This window comes from Pseudomonas moorei (assembly GCF_042846945.1).
GTDB classification, from domain to species: Bacteria; Pseudomonadota; Gammaproteobacteria; order Pseudomonadales; family Pseudomonadaceae; genus Aquipseudomonas; species Aquipseudomonas moorei.
Genome location: NZ_AP035776.1, coordinates 5,407,022 through 5,429,504, shown reverse-complemented (window position 1 = coordinate 5,429,504; position 22,483 = coordinate 5,407,022). Strand labels below are relative to the sequence as shown.

Genomic DNA, 22,483 nt, shown 5'->3' with positions numbered 1-22,483 from the left:
GGGACCTCCCGCCTGTGGATGCATCGGCAATGCCGATATGAGTATCTGATGTTTAGCATTTTTTCCACGAAAAGCTGCGCCCATAGTCACTCCAACGGCGGTCGCCTTGCAGTCCGCCAGGCCGATAACAAGAAGTGGAGAGGCTAGAAATGTCGAACAATGGTTATGAATCCGGTCGCCTGAACCTGCCATTCGTGGGTCATTGCACCTTTGGCAAGTCCCCGGTGTGCACCGACTGGGATGCCCTGGATGCCGACGTCGCGGTGCTCGGCGTGCCCAATGACATGGGCACCCAGTGGCGCTCCGGCGCACGCTTCGGACCACGCGGGATTCGTGAGGCATCGACGCTGTTTTCCTTCGGCCATGCCGGTGCCTACGACCACGAAGACGACGTGATGTACCTGACCGCCGCCGACGTGCGCATGGTCGACGTCGGTGATGCCGACATCGTCCACACCGATATGGAAACCAGCAACAAGAACACCGAATACGCCGTGCGCAAGATTCTCGATGCCGGTGTCATGCCGGTGGTGCTCGGTGGCGATCATTCGGTACACGCCCCGGTCATCAAGGCCTTCGAAGGCCGTGGCCCGATCCACATCATCCACTTCGATGCGCACCTGGATTTCGTCGACGAGCGTCACGGCGTGCGCTACGGCCACGGCAACCCGCTGCGCCGCGCATCGGAAATGAACCACATCGTCGGTATGACCCAGATGGGCATCCGCAACGTCTCGTCGTCCAACCGCGACGACTACGAAGCCGCCCACGAAGCCGGTTCGAAAATCCTTTCGGTGCGCGATGTGCGCCGCCTCGGCGTCGAAGGCGTGCTGGCGCTGATCCCGCAGAACATCAACTACTACATCACCATCGACATCGACGGTTTCGACCCGTCCATCGCCCCCGGCACCGGCACCCCGAGCCACGGCGGCTTCCTCTACTACGAAGTGCTGGAAATCATCCAGGCCCTGGCCAAGCGCAGCAAAGGCAACATCGTCGGCATGGACCTGGTGGAGGTTGCACCTGTCTACGACCCGACCGGGATGACCTCGATCCTCGCCGCGCAGCTGCTGCTCAACAGCATCGGTTTCATCTTCCACGAGCGGGGCAAGGTGCGTGCGGCCCAGAGCGAAGCCACCCCAGCCTGATATCGAAACCAGCAACCCCGGCAGGACCTGACTGCCGGGCAGAGAGAATAAAAATGGACACGATCGTCAAAAGTTACCTGCAAAAATTCGGCGTCTCCGAGGCCACCCAGACCTTCCTTGGCAAGGTCCAGAAAATGTTCATCGGCGGCGCCTGGGTCGAGGCCAGCGATGGCCAGACGTCCGAAGTCATCGAGCCGTCCACCGAAGGCCTGATCACGCGCATTCCCATGGGCACCACCGCTGATCTGGACCGTGCCGTGCAAGCCGCCCGCGCCCAGTTCGACGGCGGCGCCTGGCGCCAGGCCAAACCGGCCGAACGTGAACGGCTGATGCAACGCCTGGCCGACCTGATCGAACAGAACGCCGCCGAGCTGGCGGAAATCGAATCGATCGACATGGGCAAGTCGGTCGCCTTCGCCAGGGACGTCGATATCCAGGGTACCGTCGATACCCTGCGCTACTTCGCCGGCTGGGCCACCAAGCTGCACGGGCGTACCGTCGAGCCGTCGTTGCCGGGCAATTACCTGGCCTACACCCGCAAGGAAGCGGTGGGCGTGGTCGGTGCCATCGTGCCGTGGAACTTCCCGCTGCAAACCATGGCCTGGAAGCTTGGCGCGGCCCTGGCCACCGGTTGCACCGTGGTAGTCAAACCGGCTGAGCTGACTTCGCTGTCGGCCCTGCGCTTTGCCGAACTGGTCCAGGAAGCGGGCATCCCGGACGGGGTGATCAACATCGTCACCGGGCGCGGCAGCGTGGTCGGCGCGGCCATGGCCACCCACCCTGGCATCGACAAACTGACCTTCACCGGTTCGACCCCGGTCGGCCGTACCGTGGGTCGCGCCGCGCTGGACGACATGAAGCGCCTGACCCTGGAACTGGGTGGCAAATCACCGGTCATCGTGTTCGCCGACGCCGACATTCCGGCGGCGGCGCAGGCGGTCGCCAACGGGGTGTTTTTCAACTCGGGACAGGTATGCGACGCGGGCACACGGGCCTATATTCACAGCAGTGTCTATGACCAATTCCTGCGCGAGTTGATCGCCTATACCCGCACCCTGAAGATCGCGCCGGGGATGGACCCGGACTGCTTCATCGGCCCGCTGGTCTCGGCCCTGCAAAAGCAGCGCGTGACCGAGTACATCGAAACCGGCAAGCAAGAGGGTGCCCAACTGGTCTACGGCGGCCAGCCGGTCGAGGGCCCTGGCTTCTTCGTCGAGCCGACCATTTTCGCCCATTGTCGTAACGACATGCGCATCGTCCAGGAGGAGATTTTCGGTCCGGTGCTGGTCACCGCACCCTTCGACGATGAGGAGCAGGCACTGGCGCTGGCCAATGACTCGCCCTATGGCCTGGCGGCGGCCCTGTATTCCAATGAACTGGGCAAGGTGCACAGCCTGATTCCGCGTCTGAAGGCAGGCTCGGTCTACGTCAACGCCCACGGCACCCTCGACCCGTCGATGCCGTTCGGCGGCTACAAGCAGTCCGGGTTCGGCAAGGACCTGGGCGCCGAGCAGCTGGACTACCTGCTTGAGACCAAGGCGGTGTGGATCACGCTGCCCTGAGTCATTCCGGCCTGCCGGGCACCAAGGACAATGCCAGGCAGGCAAAGGGGACACCTGTGGCGAGGGAGCAAGCTCCCTCGCCACAGGACCCGAAAAAAATGCGGTTTTTTCGTCATGATCTTCCAACAATAAGAGTCCATCATGAACACAAACGCCAAGTCCGCCCCGAGCGTGTCGGTCCTCGATGACAAAATCGTCGTCGAAAGCCATTCGATTGACTTCATCCCCGAGAACGAGCGCACCGACAAACTGTCGAGCCAGGGCCCGTTCTGGTTTCTCGGTAACTTCACCTTTTTCACCATGACCATCGGCTTCGTCGGCCCAAGCGTCGGCCTGACCGCGCTCTGGACCACGCTGGCCGGTACGCTGGGCATCATGTTCGGCACGCTGTTCATGGCCTTTCATGGATCCCAGGGCCCACACCTGGGTCTGCCACAGATGATCCAGTCCCGCGCGCAGTTCGGTTATCGCGGGGTGATTCTGGTGCTGTTGGCGACACTGTTCGTGTTCGCCGGCTTCAACATCGTCAACCTCGTGCTGATGATGCAGGGACTGCACACGCTATTCGGCTTCAACCCCGCCGCGATTGCAGTGGCGGTGACAATACCGGCCGCGGTGCTGGCGATCCTCGGGCATGACTGGATGCACCGCAGCTTCAAATGGGCACTGTACCTGTCGTTGCCGCTGTACGGCCTGGTGACCCTGGCGGTGCTGATGGGCTGGGTGCCGGATGCGGCGTTGCCGGCGCTTGGTGCCGGAGAAGTGGCCCCGGCACCGTTGGGTTTCAACTGGACCGGTTTCATCGCGCAATTTGCGGCCGCGGCGAGCTACAACATCGCTTACGCCCCGTACGTATCGGACTACTCGCGTTACCTGCCGAAGAACACCTCCAGCGGCAAGCTGATCGCGGTGGTGTTCCTGGGCGCTTCGTTGTCCGGTGCCTGGATGATTTCCGTGGGTGGCTGGCTGGCCGATCACCTGCACTCCACTGATGTGCTGGTGGCCCTCGGGCAAGTCGGCAACACCGTGTCGCCGCTGATGGGCACGGCCGTTGTGGTGATCACCATCCTGGCGTTCCTGCCGGTGATCGCGATGAACATCTACAGCGCCAAGCTGACCACCCTGACCTGCGTCGACTCGATCAAGCACATCGAACCGACCCGCAAGGCGCGGATCCTGGCCATCGCCTTCGTGATCCTGTTGCAACTGGGCGTGGCCCTGAGCATCCAGAGTTCCGGCAAAGGCCTGTCGGTGCTCGGCATCTACCTGGTGGTGATGCTGTACTTCCTGGTGCCCTGGACCTCGGTCAACCTCACCGACTACTTCTTCGTGCGCAAGGGCCGCTACGCCATCCCGCACTTCTTCATGCCCCACGGCAACATCTACGGCAGCTGGGGCCTGCGTGGCATCGCCGCTTACGCCATCGGCTTCGTCTCGATGATTCCGTTCTTCTACATCTTCGACGGCGTCGAACAGCGCGAAGTGTATGTCGGCCCACTGGCCAAGGCCCTGGGCAGCATCGACATCGCCTGGCTGGTCGGGCTGATCGTATCGGGGGTGGCCTACTACTGGCTGAGCCGCTCGATCGATCTCAAGCGCGAAGAAGCGGTCATCCAGCACATCGAGAAAACGTCCCCGCAATTCACCACTGGCGACAAATTGACCAAGCCGTCGAAGCCCGTTTTCAACGAATCGACGGTCCGGAGATAAATCATGGCTACGCAAAAATACGACTACATCATCATCGGCGCAGGCTCGGCAGGTTGTGTGTTGGCCAACCGCCTGAGCGAAGATCCGGCCACCTCGGTGCTGGTCCTGGAATTCGGTGGCAGCGACAAGAGTGTAGTGATCCAGATGCCCAGTGCGTTCTCGATCCCGATGAACACCAAGAAGTACAACTGGCGCTACGAAACCGAGCCGGAAACCTACCTCAACGGCCGTCGCATTCACTGCCCACGGGGCAAGGTGCTGGGGGGCTCGTCGTCGATCAACGGCCTGGTGTACATCCGCGGTCATGCCTATGACTTCGACGAGTGGGAATCCCTCGGCGCCCAGGGGTGGGGCTATAAAAACTGCCTGCCGTACTTCAAGCGCGCCGAGAGCTACGAGTCCGGCGGTGACAGCTATCGCGGGCAAACCGGACCGCTGCACACCACCAACGGCAACCACATGAAAAACCCGCTGTACGGGGCCTGGGTCGAAGCTGGCGCAGAAGCGGGCTACATCAAGACCGATGACTGCAACGGCTACATGCAAGAAGGTTTCGGCGCCATGCACATGACTGTGAAAAACGGTGTGCGCTGTTCCACCGCGAATGCCTATCTGCGCCCGGCCATGGACCGTTCGAACCTGACGGTGATCACCCACGCGATGACCCGCCAGGTCATTCTCGAAGGCAAGCGCGCCGTGGGCATCATCTATGACCACGGTGGCCAGACCCACCAGGTCTATTGCAACAAGGAAGTGCTGATTTCGTCCGGGCCCATCGGCTCGCCGCACCTGCTGCAACGTTCCGGCATCGGCCCGGCCGAGGTCCTGCGCAAGGCCGGGATCAATGTGCGTCATGACCTGCCGGGGGTAGGGGAGAACCTGCAGGATCACGCCGAGGTGTACATCCAGTTCGGCTGCAAGGAACCGGTGACGCTCAACAGCAAGATGGACCCGCTGAGCAAATTGATGATCGGTTTGCGCTGGCTGCTGTTCAAGGATGGCTTGGGGGCCACCAACCACTTCGAGGCTGGTGGTTTCATCCGCTCCGACAAGGGTTTGCGCTGGCCGGACATTCAGTTCCACTTTCTGCCGGCGGCCATGCGTTACGACGGCAACAAGCCGATCAAGGGCCACGGTTTCATGGTGCTGACCGGGCCGAACAAACCGAAGAGTCGCGGCTATGTGCGCGTGCGTTCCGCCGACCCTTACGAGCATCCGGAAATCCGCTTCAACTACCTGGAGCGCGAAGAGGACCGCGAAGGTTTCCGCCGCTGCATCCGCCTGACCCGCGAGATCATCGGCCAGAAAGCCATGGACCGCTTCCGCGATGGCGAAATCGCCCCCGGCGCGCACCTGACCAGCGATGAAGACCTCGATGCGTTCGTGCGGGACAACCTGGAGAGCACCTATCACCCTTGCGGTTCGTGCCGCATGGGCGAGGACGAATTGGCCGTGGTGGATTCCGAGTTGCGCGTGCATGGCATTGCCGGGCTGCGGGTGATCGATTCCTCGGTGTTCCCGACCGAACCGAACGGCAACCTCAACGCGCCGACCATCATGCTCGCCGAACGGGCGTCGGACCTGGTGCGCGGACGCAAGATGCTGCCGGCGTCGGATGTGCCGGTGGGGCTGGTCGAGAACTGGGAAAACAGCCAGCGTTCGACCCTGCCGGGGCGTAACGTGCGCGTGTAACGCTAATTAATGTGGGAGTGGTGTGGCTTGCCCGTGATAGCGTCAGCTCAGTCGACGTGATGCCTGCCCAAACACAGCCATCGCGAGCAAGCTCACTCCCACAGGGATGGTTAGTCAGATGCAAAATGCGCATAAAACCACTATTCCCTGTGGGAGCGTGGCTTGCCCGCGATAGCGTCGGGTCAGACGACATAGATGCCAGCCCATACATAGCCATCGCGAGCAGGCTCGCTCCCACAGGTCATCGGTACATGGCAAAGATTTTCCGTCTCCGTTCCATTGTGGTTGCTAGTCTGTAGATCCTTGAGACCGCAATGGAGCACCCTCATGGCTATCCAGGCCCTGCGCGCCGACGCCTCGCACATCGACAAGATCGCCCCGTTATTCGACGCCTATCGCGGCTTCTACGGTCAGCCATCGAACCTGCCGCAATCCCGTGACTTCATCGCCGAGCGCATCGCCCGTGACGAATCGGTGATCTTTTATGCCGAGGACGCCAGCGGCGAAGCCCTGGGTTTCGTGCAGATGTTCCCGACCTTTTCCTCCATCGACGCGCACCGCACCTGGTTGCTCGGCGACCTGTTCAGCGCGCCCGCCGCTCGCGGCAAAGGCGTTGGCACCCTGTTGATGAACACCGCCCGCGATTTCGCACGGTTGAGTGGCGCCAAGGGCATGACCCTGGAAACTGCCACCGACAACCACACGGCGCAGCGCTTGTATGAGTCTTTGGGGTATGTGCGCGATCCGGGCTATTACACCTACTGCCTGGATTTGAAGCAGGGCTGAGCCCGGCGCTTCAAATCGCGGATGGTCCTTAACCGAACACCGGCCGGAAGAAACTGCGCTCATAGCTGAGGATGCAGCGGGTTTCTTCGGCGAACTTGAACGCGGCGATGCACGCCGGGTCGTTCATCGACTCTTGGCGATAGGTTTCGTAAGCCGCCAGACTGGGGAAGGTGAACATCGCCAGGGCAATGTTGTTGGCGCCCTCGGACGGCAGGAAGTAGCCGTGATGCTGGCCACCGAATTTCTCCACCAGGGGAATCCACAGCTTGCCGTAGTGCTCGAATGCGTCGAGCTTGTAGGGGTCGAGCACGTATTTCAGGTAGCAAGTGACCATCAGTTTTCTCTCCTTATAAAAGTGCAGGCCGGGGTACAAGGGGCACTAGTCTGCCAAGGCCTGTATCAGACTGCCATCAGCGATTTGCGCTCAAGAGGCCGGGAGCAAAAGCTCGCCCTCATAGGCAGGGTGGCGTGCAAGGCGTTTCGCCCATGAACCCGCAACAATCCCTTCGATAAAGGCGCTGGACATGGTGAAATGGCCGCCCCTTTTTGCCGTGCCTCATTACTGATCTGGAGCTGTACATGAACAAAGCTGCGGTGCTGACCTTCTTCTTGCTGCTTCAGGCAGGTTTGTCGGGTCCGCAAGCCTTTGCGGCCGGTGATGCCGAGGCGGGCGGCAAACTGTTCAAGCGTGTGTGTGGGGGCTGCCATCAGATCGGCGAGTCAGCGCGAGCCTTCTTTGGCCCGCAACTCAACGGCATCATCGGGCGCACGGCCGGAAGCACCACCGATTACCAGTACTCCGACGCCATGAAATCCTCGGGCGTGGTCTGGACCCGGGAAAAGCTCGCCGCGTACATCGAAGACCCCAAAGCCGTGGTCTCCGGTACACGGATGATCTTCTGGGGCATCAGCGATCAGGAAAAAATCGACGATCTGCTGGCCTATCTTCAGACTTTTCCGGCGCAGTGACAGGCCTGGGAAATTACCCCAACTCAAACACCCATTCGACCTGACCACCGATTGCATCCGATTTAACCCGCCCGCTTTGTAACCCTGATCGGCAGAGCACGGTCAAAAGCAGTCAGCAGGTACAAGGTGAGTTGCACTTGCACTTGCACTTACGCTGGCGGATGGCCGTCGGCCACCCGCCAGACAGTGCCATCAAGCCAGCAACTTAAGCTCGTCTTTGCCGTACTTGAGCGATTTCTCGTCTGGAATCATCAGACCGGTGTGTTCATCGCGCCCCTGGAGGACGAAGCGTGCGTTCGGGTTGCCCAACTGGGTAGCGGCCTGCTGGCTGTCGGCACCGATCTCGCCCTTCTTCATGCGGTTGACGATCAGCCCTACCGCCGTATCGTTGAAGTCGCGCAGCATCCAGGCATCGCCGTCGCTGTCGCCAGCCACCAACACCGGGCCATAGCCCTTCTGTTTAACCAGCACGTTCTTGATGCCGACGGTCTTGCCCGGCCCGTAGTTGAAGTGCCACTCCGGCTGATAGCGAGTGGTGTACTTGCCGTCTTCCATCGCCATGCGCAGGCCGATCACGTTCTCTGGCGGCACGCCGTATCCGTAATGAGGATTGCCTGCGAACACGCGTACCACATCGTCGATCGAGGCGGTGCTGACATAGACGTCGATGCCGTTGGCGCGCAGCGTGTGCATCAGGCCACGAATCTCCTCATGGATGCGGATGCCATGAAAGTGGGTGTCGGCCACCACCCCGGCCTTGCCCGGCAATGTGCGCGAACTCTCGTACTTGACCTTGCGCAGCGCGTCGCCGATAGCATAGTTGTTGGAGGCCTCGGCCATCGCCTGCAACTCAGCCGTGGTCATGTTCTTGTAGAAATACAGAATCCACTTGTAGCCGATCTCCACCGGAAAACTGTCGCAGATCGCGTCGTACATGAAGTAGAGCTTGGCGAGAAAATCCTTGTACTGCTCGCTGGCCTGGATCTCTTCCAGGCTCTTGTCGCCAGCGAGCCCCTTGTAGTTGGCGTGCAACCAGCGGTAATCCGCTTCCACATCGCTGGCGATGTCTTCCATCTTGACCGGCTTGCCGTCCACCGTGGTGTAGTCCTTCATGAACGCGCCGTTTGGCACGTCCTGACGCACCACAGCAGCGAACTCATCGGGCGTCAGCTTGTACTGCAAATGATTGATCTGGTAGACCAGCAGCGCTTCTTCACAGTCGTTCATGATGCAGGTGTTGTCCCAGTCGAACACCGCGTATGGGCGCTGGTCAGGACGGTAGGACGCACTTTTGACGCCGTGCTCATCGATCACCGCCTGCAGACGCTTTTGGTTAAGCGGCGACCAGCGCGCCGGGTCCAGCGCACTCGGTGTGGCCGGGGGCGTGGCGGCTTGCGTTATACGCGATGACAACAACAGCGGAGAAACGACGGAAACGGTGGCGAGGGTGTTCAGAAACTGGCGACGCTGCATGGCATAGCTCCTACTTCTAGACGAGAGGTTACAACCGAGGCGATGGCGAAAGCGTGTTTCGAAATACGGACGAGGGGAAGAATCCGTCCGGCCACGAGGCTAGCTCCAAATACACAAAAAAACAATAATGCCTCAATATTACACAAGCATGACGCACAGACCTTATCAGCCGGGCCCCGCCAAACTTGACAGCGACTGATGCCCCTCCACAATGCGTGCTCGGACAGCGACTCGAACAGCAGGGACACCCGGTATGTGGCAAGAAGAGCGTTACCAGCGGATCCGCGCACTGCTATCGACCTTGCAGCGCGTCACCACCGACCGCATCGTCACGGAGCTGAATGTTTCTCGCGAGACGGTACGGCGCGACCTGGTCGCTCTGGAAGAACAGGGGGAGTTGAAACGGATTCACGGTGGCGCCATCCGCGTTGAGGACGAAGCGCCCATCGCCGAGCGGGCGAACATCAACGTCAAATTCAAGCGTGACCTTGCGCGCGCCGCGGTCAGTCTGCTGTCGCATGGGCAGACGGTGTTCATCGACGCGGGCACCACCACCGTCATCCTTGCCGAAGAGTTGGCCAAGCTGGGAGGGCTGACTGTGATCACCAACTCGTTCAACGTCGCGCTGCAACTGCGCAACCCCGCCGCGTCAGGCGGTCGGCACAACGAGGTGCTCGTACTGGGCGGTTCACTCGATGATCGTGCGCCGGCGACGGTCGGCAGCACCACGGTGGCGGAAATTGGCCGCTATCGGGCCGATCTGGCGCTGTTGTCGCCGGTCGGCATCGACGCCCAGCGTGGTGCAAGCAACTACGACCACCGCGAAGCCGAAGTGGCGCGCGCGATGGCCGACAATGCCGAAGGCGTGGTCATCCTCGCCGATTACAGCAAGATTGGCGTGGAGAGCCGCGTCGCCTTCTGCCCGCCAGAACGCATCGACGTGCTCATCACCAACCACAAGGCGAGTACCGAAGCGGCGTTCACCGCACTGAACGCCAAGCTGAAACGTATTGTTCTGGTGTAGCGGTGGCTTGACGGTTGCAGATCCAATGCAAATGTCCATGCAATGACACACCGCCGACCCTTTTGCATGTCTGCTCACTGACGCAATTGCGCACAGTGATCCTGTTCCTCTTGTCCCGCCGTATACCACACGTAATCAGCGCTTTCGGCGCTCACGGTCTTGCCGGCTTCGGCCAGGATCAACACCAGGCTGTCCTGGCTGGCGCCGAGATCCTTCAAATGCAAAGGCACGCCCAGGTCCTTGCGCACATGGAACGCCCCGGCCAGTAACAGGGCAGGGGTTGGCGCGGCAAGCAGGCGCTCGGCCATGCGCCGGTCGCGCTGCTGCTGGACCGCGAGCATGGACGGCAGCAGCGTTTCAGGCAGCAACCCGCAGTGGGACGCGCGCAGGTCGTCCAGCAAGGTGGCTTGAACCTGCGGCGTGTTGGACGCTGCACCACTCAGGGTCGGGGGCTGTTGGTAGATCTGCAGGATCTGCGAGCGGTCGAGGTTGGCTGACAACAGCGGGTACGGTTGACGCAACGCATAGTTGACCACGGCCCCGTAAACGCCCCAATCCCAATTGGCTTGCCAGGCCAGCGCCTGATAGGGATCGGCCGGTGGTTGACCGGCACGGCTGGCGGCCTGCGCGGCATCGACCCTGGCCTGTTGGTCGGGGTTGAGCATTTCCATCAGCAGGCTACCCTGGGGACGTTGTGCCGCCAGTTCGCGCAGCAGCCAGAGTTGCAGGGCGTGGTGGTCAGGGTTGTCGTGTTGTTCGCCAACCAGCACCTGCGGCGCGCTGGCCAGGCGCTCGACCAGTTGCTGCGGCGTGAGGCTGCGACCGCTGGCGAGTTCGCGGATGACCCCGAAGTCGGCGTGATCCCGCCCTTGCGGGGCCATCGGTGGCGGCGTCGGTGCCACGAGACGGGATTGGCAGGCCACCAGCAGGCTGAACAGGCAGAGCAACAGAATGCGCATGGGATGTCCTTGTGAGTCGATGGTTGCCTCGTACACAACGGGCACAGGCGGGTCAGCGCGCGATAATCAATGGATGGCCACGTTCCGGGTGCCGCTGAATCAGCACTTGCAGGCCATACACCGCTTCCAGGGTTTCGGCCGTCAGGACTGCGTCTGGAGTACCGTAGGCGCGGGGGCGACCGTCTTGCAACAGCAGCAGGTGATCGCAATAACGTGCCGCCAGGTTGAGGTCGTGCAGGATCACCAGGACGGCCACACCGCGCCCGGCGAAATCGCGCACGGTTTGCAGGATGGTGTGCTGGTGCAGCGGGTCGAGCATCGAGGTCGGTTCGTCGAGCAACAGAATCTGTCCCTCGGCACCGGGCCACAATTGCGCCAGCACGCGGGCCAGGTGCACACGCTGGCGCTCACCCCCGGACAGGGCCAGATAACTGCGTTCGGCCAGGTGCAAGGCGTCGGCGGCACGGAGCGCCTCGGCGACGATTTCGCCATCGCGCACGCGACCACTGGCGTGGGGCAAGCGGCCCATGCCCACCACTTCATTGACCGTAAAAGCAAAGTTCAGGCTCGAACTCTGCGGCAGCACCGCCAGGCGCCTGGCCCGCTCCTGACCCGGCCAGCCGGCCAGCGGTTGTCCGTCGAGGCTGACTGTGCCTTCGCTGGCGGGCAGCTCATCGCACAAGGCTGCGAGCAAGGTACTCTTACCGGCGCCGTTGGGCCCCAGGACGCCGAGGACGTGCCCCGCCTGCAATTGGATATCGATGCCCGCCAGCACGGTGCGACGGCCGCGCTGTACCGCCAGGTTGTTTGCCCGCAGCATCAGGAGCGCCCCCGTACCAGCAAGTAAAGGAAGAAGGGAGCACCGATGAGGGCGGTGACGATGCCAATCGGCAACTCGGCCGGCGCCAGCAGCAGGCGCGCGACCAGATCGGCCAGCAATAACAGGCTGGCCCCGGCGAGCAAGGACGCCGGCAACAAGACGCGGTGATCGGGGCCGACCAGCAGGCGCATCAGGTGGGGTACCACCAGGCCGATAAAACCGATCAGGCCCGCGGCCGCCACCGCCGCACCGACGCCCAGCGCGGTGCACAGCACCAGCTCCAGTTTGATCCGCTCGACGTTGAAACCCAGGTGACGGGCTTCCGACTCGCCCAACAGCAGCGCATTGAGTGCCGCCGCGCGACGTGGCAACCACAACGCCACGCCGATCGCGACGATCAGTAACGGCCACAAGCGCGGGTAGCTGGCGCCGTTGAGGCTGCCCAGGTTCCAGAATGTCAGGGTGCGCAGCGTGGCGTCATCGGCCAGGTAGGTAAACAGCCCGACCCCGGCACCGGCCATGGCCGTCATGGCCACACCCGCCAGCAACATGGTCGCGACGTCGGTCTGGCCATTGCGACGCCCGAAGCGATAAACGATCGCCGTGACGATCAGGCCGCCGGCGAAGGCGCAGACCGACAGCAGGTACGGCTCGATGATCGGCGGCAGACCACCGAGCAGGCTGCCGCCGACGATGGCGAGGGCCGCACCCAGCGCCGCACCACCGGACACGCCGACCAGCCCCGGGTCGGCCAGCGGGTTGCGGAACAACCCCTGCATGGCCACACCCGACAGCGCCAGCACCGAGCCGACCGTGATGCCGAGCAAGCTGCGTGGCAGGCGGATCTGGCCGAGGATCAGCTCCGCTTGTTGGGTGTCGCCGCCGTTCAGTGGCAATCCGAGTAGCCGAAACCCGGCCAGCAAGGTATCACCCAGCGGCAAGCTGACCGGCCCGAGGGCCAGGGACATCCAGAACACCAACAGCAGCAACAGACCGAGGCCTGTCAGCAACGGACGCGGCCGGATAATCGCCGTCATCGCTGGCCCCCGGCAGTCTGGGCCAGGCACGCATTGGCGCAGAGCAGAAGGGGTTTCATAGGCATCAGGGACTTCCTTGGTCGATCAGAGACATTGACGGTGGGTGCTACGGCATCGAAGCCTTGGTAGCCGGAGATGATGCCACCGACGCCCGGTTTGCGCACACGCCAAGGCTCCGCGTCCTGGTAGCGGCTGCAAGGTCTGCGGCGCCTTGCTGATTGAAGAGAGATCAGGCTTTGCTGGCGGCCAGATAAGCGCCCAGGCGTCGTCCCATTTCCTCGCCCAGTGCCTGCAAGCCACTCAACGGACGGACCATCACCTCGAAATCGACGATTTTTCCTTCTTCGTTGAAACGGATCATGTCGATGCCTTTGAGTTGTTTTTCGCCAACCATGGCGCTGAACTCCAGCACCACATTCAAGCCGTCGTCCGTGGCCAATTCGCGGTGGTAGGCAAAGTCCTGGAAGACGTTGAACACTGTGTTGAGAATCATCGAGACCACCGGCGCGCCGGGATATGGCGTATGCGCCATGGGCGAGCGGAACACCGCGTTGGGGTCGAGCAAACCGGGCAGGGCACTGAGGTCGCCGCTGCGGATCATCTCGTGCCACTGGTTCAAGGACGCTGCGGCATTGGGATGCAGTTTCAGTCCGGACATTTTCAACTCCTGTTTATTGTTGTGGTTCAAACCTTGTCTGATGCGCTGGCTCGACAGCGCCGGGCTATGGCCCGGGCGGCATCGTCGGCCCACACACTGTAGATCGCCGGGCCAGGATGAAAACCGTCCCGCGCCATCGAACCGGCCACGGGCGCCAGCCGGGTCGTCAGCATCGTACAGTGATCGTTGCCCGCGGCCAGCCCGGCGAGCCGAGTGTTGAAGCGCGCCGCCCGGTTGCCCAGGTACCAGCGTAGCGGTTGCGGCAAGGCGGGAAACAGGTGCATGGGCGGGAGCGGGGACAGGATGATCTGCTTCACCGCGAATTGGTCGCGCAGCACGTCCATCAATCGCTGTTGCAGGGCGATCCACTGCTCGGCCGACAATTGACTCGTGACATCGTTGACACCGATGGACAGCAGCACCACGTCGAAGCGTTCCGGCGCACGCTCTGCGAGCAGATCCAGCAGCGCCTGGGAGTCCAGCCCGGAGCGCGCCCAGAGCTTCCAGAACACCTGATGATCCGTGGCCAGGCGGCTGACCAACTGGCCGCTCAGCGCTTCGGCTTGCGTGGGTGCACCGACCCCGGCTGCGGCGCTGTCACCGAGAATCAGCACACGCAGGTCCTGACCAATGCCAGCCACACCTTCGCGTTCACCCTCGGCTTCCGGCAATTTCGGCGTGACCCGCCGGGTGTACATACCCTGCATGAGCAACACGGGACCGAGCACGATTTTGGCCAGCGTTTCAGTCTTGCTCATGGAGAGGATCCTGTGAGGGGAGCCATAGATTCGCTTAAATATCGCCCACGAAAAAGCCCGGCTGATCAGGCCGGGCTTTTGCGGGGTGCTGCGGTAGAGCGAGCGGCTTAGGCAGCGCGATTCTCGATCAGGCGATCGGAACCACCTTCGGCGACAGTGTTGCCTTGCAGATGATCGGAGCCATCGGCGGCTACGGTGTTGCCTTGCAGATGATCGGAGCCATCGGCGGCGACAGTGTTGCCTTGCAGGTGGTCGGAGCCATCGGCAGCGACAGTGTTGCCTTGCAGGTGGTCGGAGCCATCGGCAGCGACAGTGTTGCCTTGCAGATGGTCAGAACCATCGGCAGCGACGCGGTTTTCGATCAGGCGGTCGGAACCCCCTTCAGCCACACGGCTTTCAATCAGACGATCCGAGCCGCCTTCAGCGACGACAGGTTGAGCAGAGGTAGCGGCAAAAGCGTTCACTGCAAAGATCGAAAAAGCGATGCTGAGGAGGGTTTGGCGTTTCATGATCGTGTGCTCCGGGGGTGTTGTTTGTTGGGTATGGAGCTCATGTTACGCCGCGGTTTTTTTAAGAGAACTTCATTGAGTCAATGGTGACTATCGACGCAGTCAATGGCTGTACTGCTGGCATATTTGCGGGAGCCGGCCTGCCAGCGATGGTCCTCTCAAGGACGCCATCGACAACCGCGAATACCGCTGGCCTCATTGTTCAGTGATACACAGCTCCCCGGTGGCGCGTATCAGCGCCTGGCCATGCAACGCATCCTTGATCAGGCTGGAACGCTGGGCGGCCAACCAGGCCGGGCAGTCCGGGTCCACGCGATAAGGCGTGAAATCGGCGTATTGCTGTAACAGACGGTTTTGCAACTCGTCCAGTTGGGGCCTGATTTTATTGAGGTCCGGTCGTGGTACGTCAGGCACCTTGCTCGCCGCTTGCCACTGCGCCAGCAACCCGTACTGCACCAGCTTGTTGGCTTCGATCTGGGCGGCGACCAACTCGGCGGCGTCGTCCGGGTCCAGTTTGTGTTCGATTGCCTGCCTGCGGGCATTGGCGATGACCAGCGTCTCCCGAGCGGTATCCTGGATCGGCTTGCCACTGTCCCATTTGGTCAACGCCACCTGATCAGCAAGATTCAAGCGCTCATTGATCGTGGCCAGTAACGGTTGTAGCGTATCGGGTGCCGGGGTGGGAGCAGCGGCCTGGGTGCCGCTGGCGAGAACGCCGAGCAGGGCGCCCGTCAGCAACGGCGAAAGGCGTGGAAAGTGGAGCATAAGCAGACCTCATCGGGAACGGAGTTCACACAGGGGTGTTATGTAGCACAGGCGCGACGAGGGGACGAGTGGTCGCGGCGCAATCAAGCGGACTCAGGCGCGGCCAGCCGCCGCTCAATCTGCGCCAGCTCCCAAGTGCTGAGCAGACTCACCGGGTCGGTGCCGTAACGCTGCCAACCGGCGAGCGTACGACCGTCCGTGCTCAGGCAATGCAGGCAGTGGCGCAGCTGATGCGCCTCGACCTCAAGCATCAAGCGCCAACCCTCGATGTCGACCAGCACCTGGCCGGCCACGGCTTGTTCGTTCAGGCGCTTTAGCGTGCGTATGCCTTGGGCGACGTCACGCAATTGCTGATAAACCTCGCGGGCGGTCAAGGGGGGCACAGGTGTCTCCGATAGATGCATGGCAGGGTGGAGTGGGGTGCCACAGGATAATCGATCAAGCACAAAACGGGCGCCCAAGAAAAAGCCCGGCTGATCAGGCCGGGCTTTTTGCGGGGTACTGCGCCAGGGCGAATGACTCAGGCAGCGCGGTTCTCGATCAGGCGATCGGAACCACCTTCGGCGACGGTGTTGCCTTGCAGGTGGTCGGAGCCATCGGCGGCGACAGTGTTGCCTTGCAGGTGGTCGGAACCATCGGCGGCGACGGTGTTGCCTTGCAGATGGTCGGAGCCATCGGCGGCGACAGTGTTGCCTTGCAGGTGGTCGGAACCATCGGCGGCGACAGTGTTGCCTTGCAGATGGTCGGAGCCATCGGCAGCGATGCGGTTTTCGATCAGGCGGTCAGAACCCCCTTCAGCCACACGGCTTTCAATCAGACGATCCGAGCCGCCTTCAGCGACAACAGGCTGAACAGAGGTAGCGGCAAAAGCGTTCACTGCAAAGATCGAAAAAGCGATGCTGAGGAGGGTTTGGCGTTTCATGATCGTGTGCTCCGGGGGTGTTGTTTGTTGGGTATGGAGCTCATGTTACGCCGCCGGTTTTTTAAGAGAACTTCATTGATGTGATGGTGAACATCGACGGGATTGATAGGGGAATCGACTTACCCTTCGCGTGCGTGATGATCCGAAGTGACTCGGCAGCGACCGGCATTCCGTCTGTCGCAGGATTTGAACCGGCGTTGATTTATCGCGTCATACAGTTCGCGATATCAACCCTATGGAAGCGACCATGCTTTTGAAGAACAAGAGTCTCATTGCTGTAATGTCCTGCGCCCTGATGCTGGCAGCCGCTCCGTTACTCCCTGCTGATCTGTCGATCATGAACGCCGCCTACGCGAAGGATGGTGGTGGTGGTGGTGGTGGTGGTGGTCATGGCGGTGAAGGTGGTGGCCATGGTGGCACCGGTAAGGGCGGTGGTGAGGGCAGCGGTCACAGCGATTCGGATCACGACGGTGGTTCTGCCAGTAATGGCCGTGGCAATGGGCTGAGCAGCGATCATGCCGGCAAGGCGGTTCGTGACCACGGGATAAGCGGCAACCACTATGGCAGTGATCGCAATCACGATCGTGGTCATGGCGCGACCACCTCGGGCATCGCCCATTCCAAAACTACTCGCGGCCTGACCAAAGCCTCGGCTATTTCGACCTCGACTCCAGGGGACCACAACACAAAAGGCTTGAGCCGCGCCGGCACGTCGGGAACGAAAAAGTCCTATTGAGTCAGTGGCTGTTGAGTCTTCAATCGCCATCGCGGCTGGCCGGGCAAACCGGCTAGCCGCCGTCCATAGTCAATCCGGCCGCTCGTCATCCGCAGGCACCACTTTCCAACTGTCATCCGGATCAAACAGCTTCATCGACTGCGCCAGCTTCTCACCGTCGGGCCCCAGGTCTTTCTCGAATACCTGACCATCATGGCTGATCATGAAACTCATCACGCCACTCTCGCCGTATTGTGCCGGCCAGGCGATCAGTGCAAAGCCCCGGCTCATCTTGTCGCCGATCAGGTAGCTATAGGCGCCGCCCGGTGCCGAAGGGCCCTGGCCATCGAGGATGCGGAAGTGGTAACCATGCCAGTCCTGGCCGTCAATGGTCTTGCCGAACTCGGGGCCCAGCGGGCTGATCTGACCACTGTTGTCGTCCGCCCAGTAGAGCCCGTCGTGCTTGCCCGGGGTGCTGAAGATTTTCTGCGCGTATTCAAGTGCGCCGTCACCGTCACGATCCACTGACGCGTAGTCCATCTGGGCGTCGTGATAGGCCAGTGCCGACTGCACGGCGGCGAGTTCGTTGCGGCCAATTTGACGGGCACGGATCTCGGCACTGCCGGCCTTGATGTCGAAGTGCCAACCTTGTGCGCTTTTGACCATGGGAATGGGCAATGTCCAGTGGTCACTGCCCACCGACAGAATGGCCTTGCCATCACTGGTTTTTTCAATGCCGTGTTGCTCGCGGTATTGCTTCAAAAACGCATCCACGTCTTTGCGCTCCGCGCCTTCGCGGGGGATGTAGGTGCGCCATTCGTTGCCCAGTAACTCGGTCAGGCGTTTCTGATCCGCGTGTTTTGTGCCCAGTGCTTCGACGAACGCCTGGGCGGCCTTTTCAGGGGTGGGAAACGCCTGCTGTGCCATGACCATGCAGGACCAGGCCAAACCGGCCGTGATCGCCAGGGCACTACCAAGCAGGCCTTTGAGAGCCGGTACTCGAGGATGGTTATTCAACGGCGGCCCCCCCTTTGACGCGCTGGTGGAGTGGAAGGCCGACTGATCTGCTGGCCGGCTGAACGTGAGGCGCTGGGGCGCTGAACGGATGCCTGACTGGCCCGGCCACGACTGGCTTGCAGGTTGGCCTGGGACGGTGAGCGCGCGCCAGCGAAGGCATTGTCGGGAGCGCTGCCCCGGCTGGCGGGCTTCGCGGCCGGCCGGTTTTGCGTGGTCTGGCGTGCCTGTGCATTGCCTTGTGCGCGTTGATTGCCTTGCGCGGTCTCTTTCCTGGGCTGCTGATTGTCCCGGGTATTCCTGGCCGTGCCCTGGCTTCTGTCAGTCGCTTTCGGTCTGTCTGTGGCGTTGGCTCTGTCTGATGCCCTGGATTTGTCTGCACCGGCTTGTAACCGATTGCCCGAGTCTCGCGCCTGGGCTTCGCGCGCACGATCCCGGGCTTCGAGGTTGCTGGTGGCGGGCCGTTCGATGCCGTGCTTGTCCATTGAGCTACGGGCCTTGTCACGCGCCTGGGCGCGTTGGGCATCTTCCCCCCGGTAGGCCTGACGCTGATTGGCGCCGTCCAGTTGACGGCCGTACTGTTCGCGGCTTCTGGTGTCCCGGTAGGGCACGCCATTGCGATGCACGGGGTTGTGCTGCCAGCTGTTATTGGTGATTCGGTTGTTGCCATTGATGTTGTTGTAGCGATTGACGTTGATATCGACGTCGTTATTGCCCCAGTCGCATTCACCCCACAACGCGCCGACGATTGCCACCCCGGTCCCGAACGCCAGCCCGGCCATCAACGCCTGGCCGGGGTAATAGGCCGGCGGCGGTGGGTAGTAAGCCGGCGGCGACGCCGGATAGGGCCAGGTGCCGTACGTGGTGGTCGGGTTATAGGTGGGGACGTACACCACCTGCGGATCGGCGGGTTGAATGATGATGGTGGAGCTGCTGCTGGCAGGGGCCGGTGCGGGGGCCGAACTCGTCGCGGCGGGTGCCGGTGCCGGGGCGGGAGCCGCCACATTCTGGATGGTCACGTTCTGATACTGGTTGCTCTGCAGGTTGCCGGCGGCTTGCGCTTGGCGACGCAAGCGTTGCACGCCCTCCATGACATCATCCGGTTGCGCCAGGAAGGCATCACCCAAGCGCTGTACCCACACGGGGTCCTGTCCCAGCGTCGCCAGCACCTGGGGGAAGGCGACCAGCGCCTGCACGCTGGGGTCCCATGGCTGGTTTGCCACTTGCTTGACCGCGTCATCGCCCTTGGCGTCCGGATTGGCTTTGGACCAGGTAACCGCTTCGGTCACTTCACCAGGGTAGGTCGTCGCCATCAGTACCTGTGCCAGCAGCGGGTCCGGGTAAAGCGCAATCGGCGCCAGCATTTGATCCAGCTGCTCTTGGGTAAACACGGCATCTTTAGCGGGCGCCGGGGCCGGTGCATTGGCGGCTGGGTGGGTGGTGGCGGTATCCGCTGCCTGCGCAAAGCAAGGGGTGCCGCTCAAAAAAACGAGCGTGGACAATGCATAAAGAAATGGAAGGCGCATCGCAGCTCCCTTTGGTCTGGCAGATTTGAAAGGAGTGAATCCATGCCAGGGAGGTGACAACTGACTTTGCAAGCCACGACCTCGATGCCGTGCAGTAATAGTAGCAAACAAAAAATGTCTGCCACTGAATCGGCGGTTCAGTGAGGGGAGCGAATGACTACGCGGTAAGGATGTGTATGCCTGATGGGGGGTGGTCGGTCGACCACCCCCGAAAATCCACGAGGGTTATGCACGCGGAAAAGAGGGACCTCAGTCGCCCGTTTTCACCTTGGGAATGTACGCAGCACTGCCGGCTTCATGGGAGTGAGTCAAGCGGGCGCCGTTGTTGGGCCTGGTGGTGATCAACTGATGATCGGCAGTCAGATAGCCCAGGGGCAATCGATTGATGTCCTCGTACGGCTCGACAATGATCGTGCGTTCGGGATTCCAGCGCTCGCCACTTTTCTTTTCCAGCCACGCCATGAGTGCCGCGCTGTCACCACTTTTCGGAATGTCCGAGTCCGGCTGAACGTAATAAAACGGTGAGCCATGGTTTTGCAGGTACATGGGCAGCTTGTTGTCGACGTCCACCAGCACCAGGCGCCATTCGTTCCACGGCGCCGTTTTGCTGGCTTCGGCACGCACATCCTTGCTGAACTGCATGACCCCGCCGTCTCCGCCGTTGGTCCAGGGATAGACGATCCCCAGAATCAACAACAAGAAACCAGCCGCGCCGGCAATGCCCTTGGTCCAGCCTGGGCCGCTGACTTTACCCGCAGCCTCTCGCTCGGCCATGCGCCGGGTAACCCACCAGGCCGCCAGCAATTGGGCAAACGGCACCAGTGGCAATACGTAATAGCTGCGTCGACTACCGCTGGCGGTAAAGAACAGGAACAGCAGCCCCAGGCCGCCAATCAGCCAGCGAACGTTGGGCTCGGTGTGCTTCCAGCTGCGCACGGCCACCCACAGGCCGAGTATCCAGCAGGGAGCCCAGGGCAGGGTGTAGACCGGCAGATAAATCAGATAGGTGTAGATCGGGCCAAATTGGTCGAATGGCTGAAAGAATCGGACCACGTTTTCCCGAAAGACCAGATCAAGCCCGCTCTGTTCGTAGCTTGGCGTGCCGTAGCGTTGCGACAGCAGGAACGGCAGCATGTAGAACGCGCCTGCCACCAGGAGCGCCAGGCACAGACGGGGATTGAGGTGGTTTTTCCAGCGCCCTTCGCCCAGCAAGTGCGGCAGCAGGATCAGCCCGGGAAGAATGAACCCGATCAAGCCCTTGAACAGCGAGGTCAGCGCCAGTATCAGGAAAAACACGATGTAGCGACTCAGGCGCGTATCGTTCGGACCGCGCCAATACCACCAGACCGCACCCAGGACACCGCAAACCGTGAGGATGTCCGCCGTGGCGACCCGGGCCCAAAATACGAAAAAGAACGTCGTCGTCAGAAACCAGCCAGCGATCAGGCCGGTGCCTTTGCGATACAACTGTTCACCGATCAGGTAGACCAGCCAGACACTCACCCACGCCGACAAGACCGTGGGCAGACGCAGCGACCAATTCCCAAGGCCACCCATCAAATGGGCAGTGGCGGTAATCAACCAATAGGAAGGCAGTGGTTTGTCGTAATAGGGCGTGCCCTTGAGATAAGGGTCGAAATAATCGCCAGTTTGCATCATCTGCAGGGCGATGTTTGCCCAGCGGGTTTCCGGGCCCCAAAGCTCTCTGGCACCTAACCCGAAAAGCATCAAGAGCGCGGAGACGCTCAGCAGAAGTATCAGCGCACCCTGTTCACTTTTTAGAAAACTGACTAACGTTTTTTTCATGAGAGTTTCGCACGTTGCGCTCGCCGTGACGTCGGTGAAGCGTCTGGACCGTCAAGGCTATCGGTTGAAATGTGATGGAATTGTCAGTAGATCGCGAATAAATCATTAGTTGCGGTTCATATCCAGTTAACACACCCATTAATGCAGGAGTGTGAATAACAGCATAAACAATGGTTCATGTCAGACTGCTGGATCCGGAAGAGCGGCGGATTCGGCTTGATTGGCCCCATCGCAGCGCCGAGAAGGCCCCAATGATGCCGTGTAGTCAGTCGCTTCTAGCTGAAGCCAAATAGTGGGCAACTAACGCGTTGGCATGACCATGGCCGATACCGTGTTCGGATTTGAGTAAGGCCACCAACTCCATATGCTTCTTGCCGCTGACTGATTCGAGCAGATTCAGCCAGTGAGTGACAGGCTGCCCGTACTTTTTTTCAATGGAGGGGAAGTAAGACGCCGGCCCTTTGATTTTTGAGTCTTCGGTCATGAGGCAAACTCCTTTTTGGCTTGGGTGATGGCAAACACTGCGGCTGGCCGAATTCGAACGCAGTATAGGCAACTTGGGCTGAAATGCAGCAGACACGAAAAGCCCAGTGGATCAGACCCTGATTTTCAGCAGGGTATTTGTCTCGT

The 22,483-nt window shown here is 61.3% G+C and carries 23 protein-coding genes; 8 read left to right on the top strand and 15 right to left on the bottom strand.

Annotated elements, in window-relative coordinates:
- Positions 1-149: 149 nt before the first annotated feature.
- The 5 genes from speB (at position 150) to ACGJAX_RS25315 (ending at position 6,898) form a co-directional block, all read left to right on the top strand.
- Entirely contained in the window at positions 150-1,148 is a 999-nt protein-coding gene (gene speB, locus ACGJAX_RS25335; protein WP_090323432.1) for an agmatinase, read from the top strand.
- A gap of 53 nt (positions 1,149-1,201) precedes the next feature.
- Complete coding sequence (locus ACGJAX_RS25330) at positions 1,202-2,710, top strand: aldehyde dehydrogenase family protein (RefSeq protein WP_390956589.1); 1,509 nt, start codon at positions 1,202-1,204, stop codon at positions 2,708-2,710.
- Positions 2,711-2,851: 141 nt separating this feature from the next.
- A complete protein-coding gene (locus ACGJAX_RS25325; RefSeq protein WP_248915235.1) occupies positions 2,852-4,420 on the top strand; it encodes a cytosine permease in 1,569 nt (522 codons plus the stop codon).
- A gap of 3 nt (positions 4,421-4,423) precedes the next feature.
- On the top strand, positions 4,424-6,112 hold the full coding sequence (gene betA / locus ACGJAX_RS25320; RefSeq protein WP_090323427.1) for a choline dehydrogenase: 1,689 nt from the start codon (positions 4,424-4,426) through the stop codon (positions 6,110-6,112).
- 327 nt (positions 6,113-6,439) lie between these two features.
- Positions 6,440-6,898, top strand: coding sequence for an N-acetyltransferase (locus ACGJAX_RS25315; protein ID WP_247258241.1), 459 nt, complete (start codon positions 6,440-6,442; stop codon positions 6,896-6,898).
- A gap of 28 nt (positions 6,899-6,926) precedes the next feature.
- On the opposite strand, the gene ACGJAX_RS25310 is transcribed toward ACGJAX_RS25315, so the two are convergent.
- Positions 6,927-7,232, bottom strand: a complete 306-nt coding sequence (locus ACGJAX_RS25310) for an NIPSNAP family protein (RefSeq protein ID WP_390956588.1) — start codon at positions 7,230-7,232, stop codon at positions 6,927-6,929.
- A gap of 245 nt (positions 7,233-7,477) precedes the next feature.
- Between ACGJAX_RS25310 and ACGJAX_RS25305 the strand changes: the two genes are divergently transcribed.
- Positions 7,478-7,867, top strand: a complete 390-nt coding sequence (locus ACGJAX_RS25305) for a cytochrome c family protein (protein ID WP_390956587.1) — start codon at positions 7,478-7,480, stop codon at positions 7,865-7,867.
- Positions 7,868-8,059: 192 nt separating this feature from the next.
- Here ACGJAX_RS25305 and ACGJAX_RS25300 read toward each other — a convergent pair whose 3' ends face one another.
- The gene (locus tag ACGJAX_RS25300) at positions 8,060-9,340 is read right to left on the bottom strand and encodes a haloacid dehalogenase-like hydrolase (RefSeq protein ID WP_390956586.1); all 1,281 of its coding nucleotides are present in this window, start codon (positions 9,338-9,340) and stop codon (positions 8,060-8,062) included.
- A 253-nt stretch (positions 9,341-9,593) separates the two neighbouring features.
- On the opposite strand from ACGJAX_RS25300, the gene ACGJAX_RS25295 reads away from it, so the two are divergent.
- Positions 9,594-10,364: a DeoR family transcriptional regulator gene (locus ACGJAX_RS25295; RefSeq protein ID WP_390956585.1), complete on the top strand. Its 771-nt coding sequence runs from the start codon at positions 9,594-9,596 to the stop codon at positions 10,362-10,364.
- A 74-nt stretch (positions 10,365-10,438) separates the two neighbouring features.
- On the opposite strand, the gene ACGJAX_RS25290 is transcribed toward ACGJAX_RS25295, so the two are convergent.
- The 9 genes from ACGJAX_RS25290 to ACGJAX_RS25250 form a co-directional block, all read right to left on the bottom strand.
- Positions 10,439-11,323 carry a ChaN family lipoprotein gene (locus ACGJAX_RS25290; protein ID WP_390956584.1) on the bottom strand — a complete coding sequence of 295 codons (885 nt, stop codon included), beginning with the start codon at positions 11,321-11,323 and terminating at the stop codon, positions 10,439-10,441.
- Between the two features lie 52 nt (positions 11,324-11,375).
- The gene (locus tag ACGJAX_RS25285; protein ID WP_390956583.1) at positions 11,376-12,143 is read right to left on the bottom strand and encodes a heme ABC transporter ATP-binding protein; all 768 of its coding nucleotides are present in this window, start codon (positions 12,141-12,143) and stop codon (positions 11,376-11,378) included.
- The gene (locus ACGJAX_RS25280; protein ID WP_162493945.1) at positions 12,143-13,126 is read right to left on the bottom strand and encodes an iron ABC transporter permease; all 984 of its coding nucleotides are present in this window, start codon (positions 13,124-13,126) and stop codon (positions 12,143-12,145) included. The genes ACGJAX_RS25285 and ACGJAX_RS25280 overlap by 1 nt, the downstream gene beginning before the upstream one ends.
- A 283-nt stretch (positions 13,127-13,409) precedes the next feature.
- The gene (locus tag ACGJAX_RS25275; protein WP_390956582.1) at positions 13,410-13,838 is read right to left on the bottom strand and encodes a nuclear transport factor 2 family protein; all 429 of its coding nucleotides are present in this window, start codon (positions 13,836-13,838) and stop codon (positions 13,410-13,412) included.
- Between the two features lie 26 nt (positions 13,839-13,864).
- On the bottom strand, positions 13,865-14,596 hold the full coding sequence (locus ACGJAX_RS25270) for a GDSL-type esterase/lipase family protein (RefSeq protein ID WP_390956581.1): 732 nt from the start codon (positions 14,594-14,596) through the stop codon (positions 13,865-13,867).
- 107 nt (positions 14,597-14,703) lie between these two features.
- Positions 14,704-15,105: a hypothetical protein gene (locus ACGJAX_RS25265; protein WP_390956580.1), complete on the bottom strand. Its 402-nt coding sequence runs from the start codon at positions 15,103-15,105 to the stop codon at positions 14,704-14,706.
- Between the two features lie 195 nt (positions 15,106-15,300).
- Entirely contained in the window at positions 15,301-15,870 is a 570-nt protein-coding gene (locus ACGJAX_RS25260; protein WP_390956579.1) for a chorismate mutase, read from the bottom strand.
- A gap of 83 nt (positions 15,871-15,953) precedes the next feature.
- The gene (locus ACGJAX_RS25255) at positions 15,954-16,253 is read right to left on the bottom strand and encodes a hypothetical protein (RefSeq protein ID WP_248915227.1); all 300 of its coding nucleotides are present in this window, start codon (positions 16,251-16,253) and stop codon (positions 15,954-15,956) included.
- Positions 16,254-16,390: 137 nt separating this feature from the next.
- A complete protein-coding gene (locus tag ACGJAX_RS25250) occupies positions 16,391-16,792 on the bottom strand; it encodes a hypothetical protein (RefSeq protein ID WP_390956578.1) in 402 nt (133 codons plus the stop codon).
- 247 nt (positions 16,793-17,039) lie between these two features.
- Here ACGJAX_RS25250 and ACGJAX_RS25245 point away from each other — a divergent pair, with 247 nt between their 5' ends.
- Complete coding sequence (locus ACGJAX_RS25245) at positions 17,040-17,528, top strand: hypothetical protein (protein WP_390956577.1); 489 nt, start codon at positions 17,040-17,042, stop codon at positions 17,526-17,528.
- A 69-nt stretch (positions 17,529-17,597) separates the two neighbouring features.
- Here ACGJAX_RS25245 and ACGJAX_RS25240 read toward each other — a convergent pair whose 3' ends face one another.
- From ACGJAX_RS25240 to ACGJAX_RS25225, 4 genes are all read right to left on the bottom strand, one after another.
- A complete protein-coding gene (locus tag ACGJAX_RS25240; RefSeq protein WP_390959992.1) occupies positions 17,598-18,440 on the bottom strand; it encodes a DUF2950 family protein in 843 nt (280 codons plus the stop codon).
- 80 nt (positions 18,441-18,520) lie between these two features.
- Positions 18,521-20,047 (bottom strand): DUF3300 domain-containing protein, encoded by a 1,527-nt coding sequence (locus ACGJAX_RS25235; protein WP_390956576.1) that lies wholly within the window; start codon positions 20,045-20,047, stop codon positions 18,521-18,523.
- A gap of 249 nt (positions 20,048-20,296) precedes the next feature.
- Positions 20,297-21,853: a glycosyltransferase family 39 protein gene (locus tag ACGJAX_RS25230; RefSeq protein ID WP_390956575.1), complete on the bottom strand. Its 1,557-nt coding sequence runs from the start codon at positions 21,851-21,853 to the stop codon at positions 20,297-20,299.
- A gap of 265 nt (positions 21,854-22,118) precedes the next feature.
- On the bottom strand, positions 22,119-22,337 hold the full coding sequence (locus tag ACGJAX_RS25225) for a DUF4287 domain-containing protein (protein ID WP_248915224.1): 219 nt from the start codon (positions 22,335-22,337) through the stop codon (positions 22,119-22,121).
- Positions 22,338-22,483 lie beyond the last annotated feature (146 nt).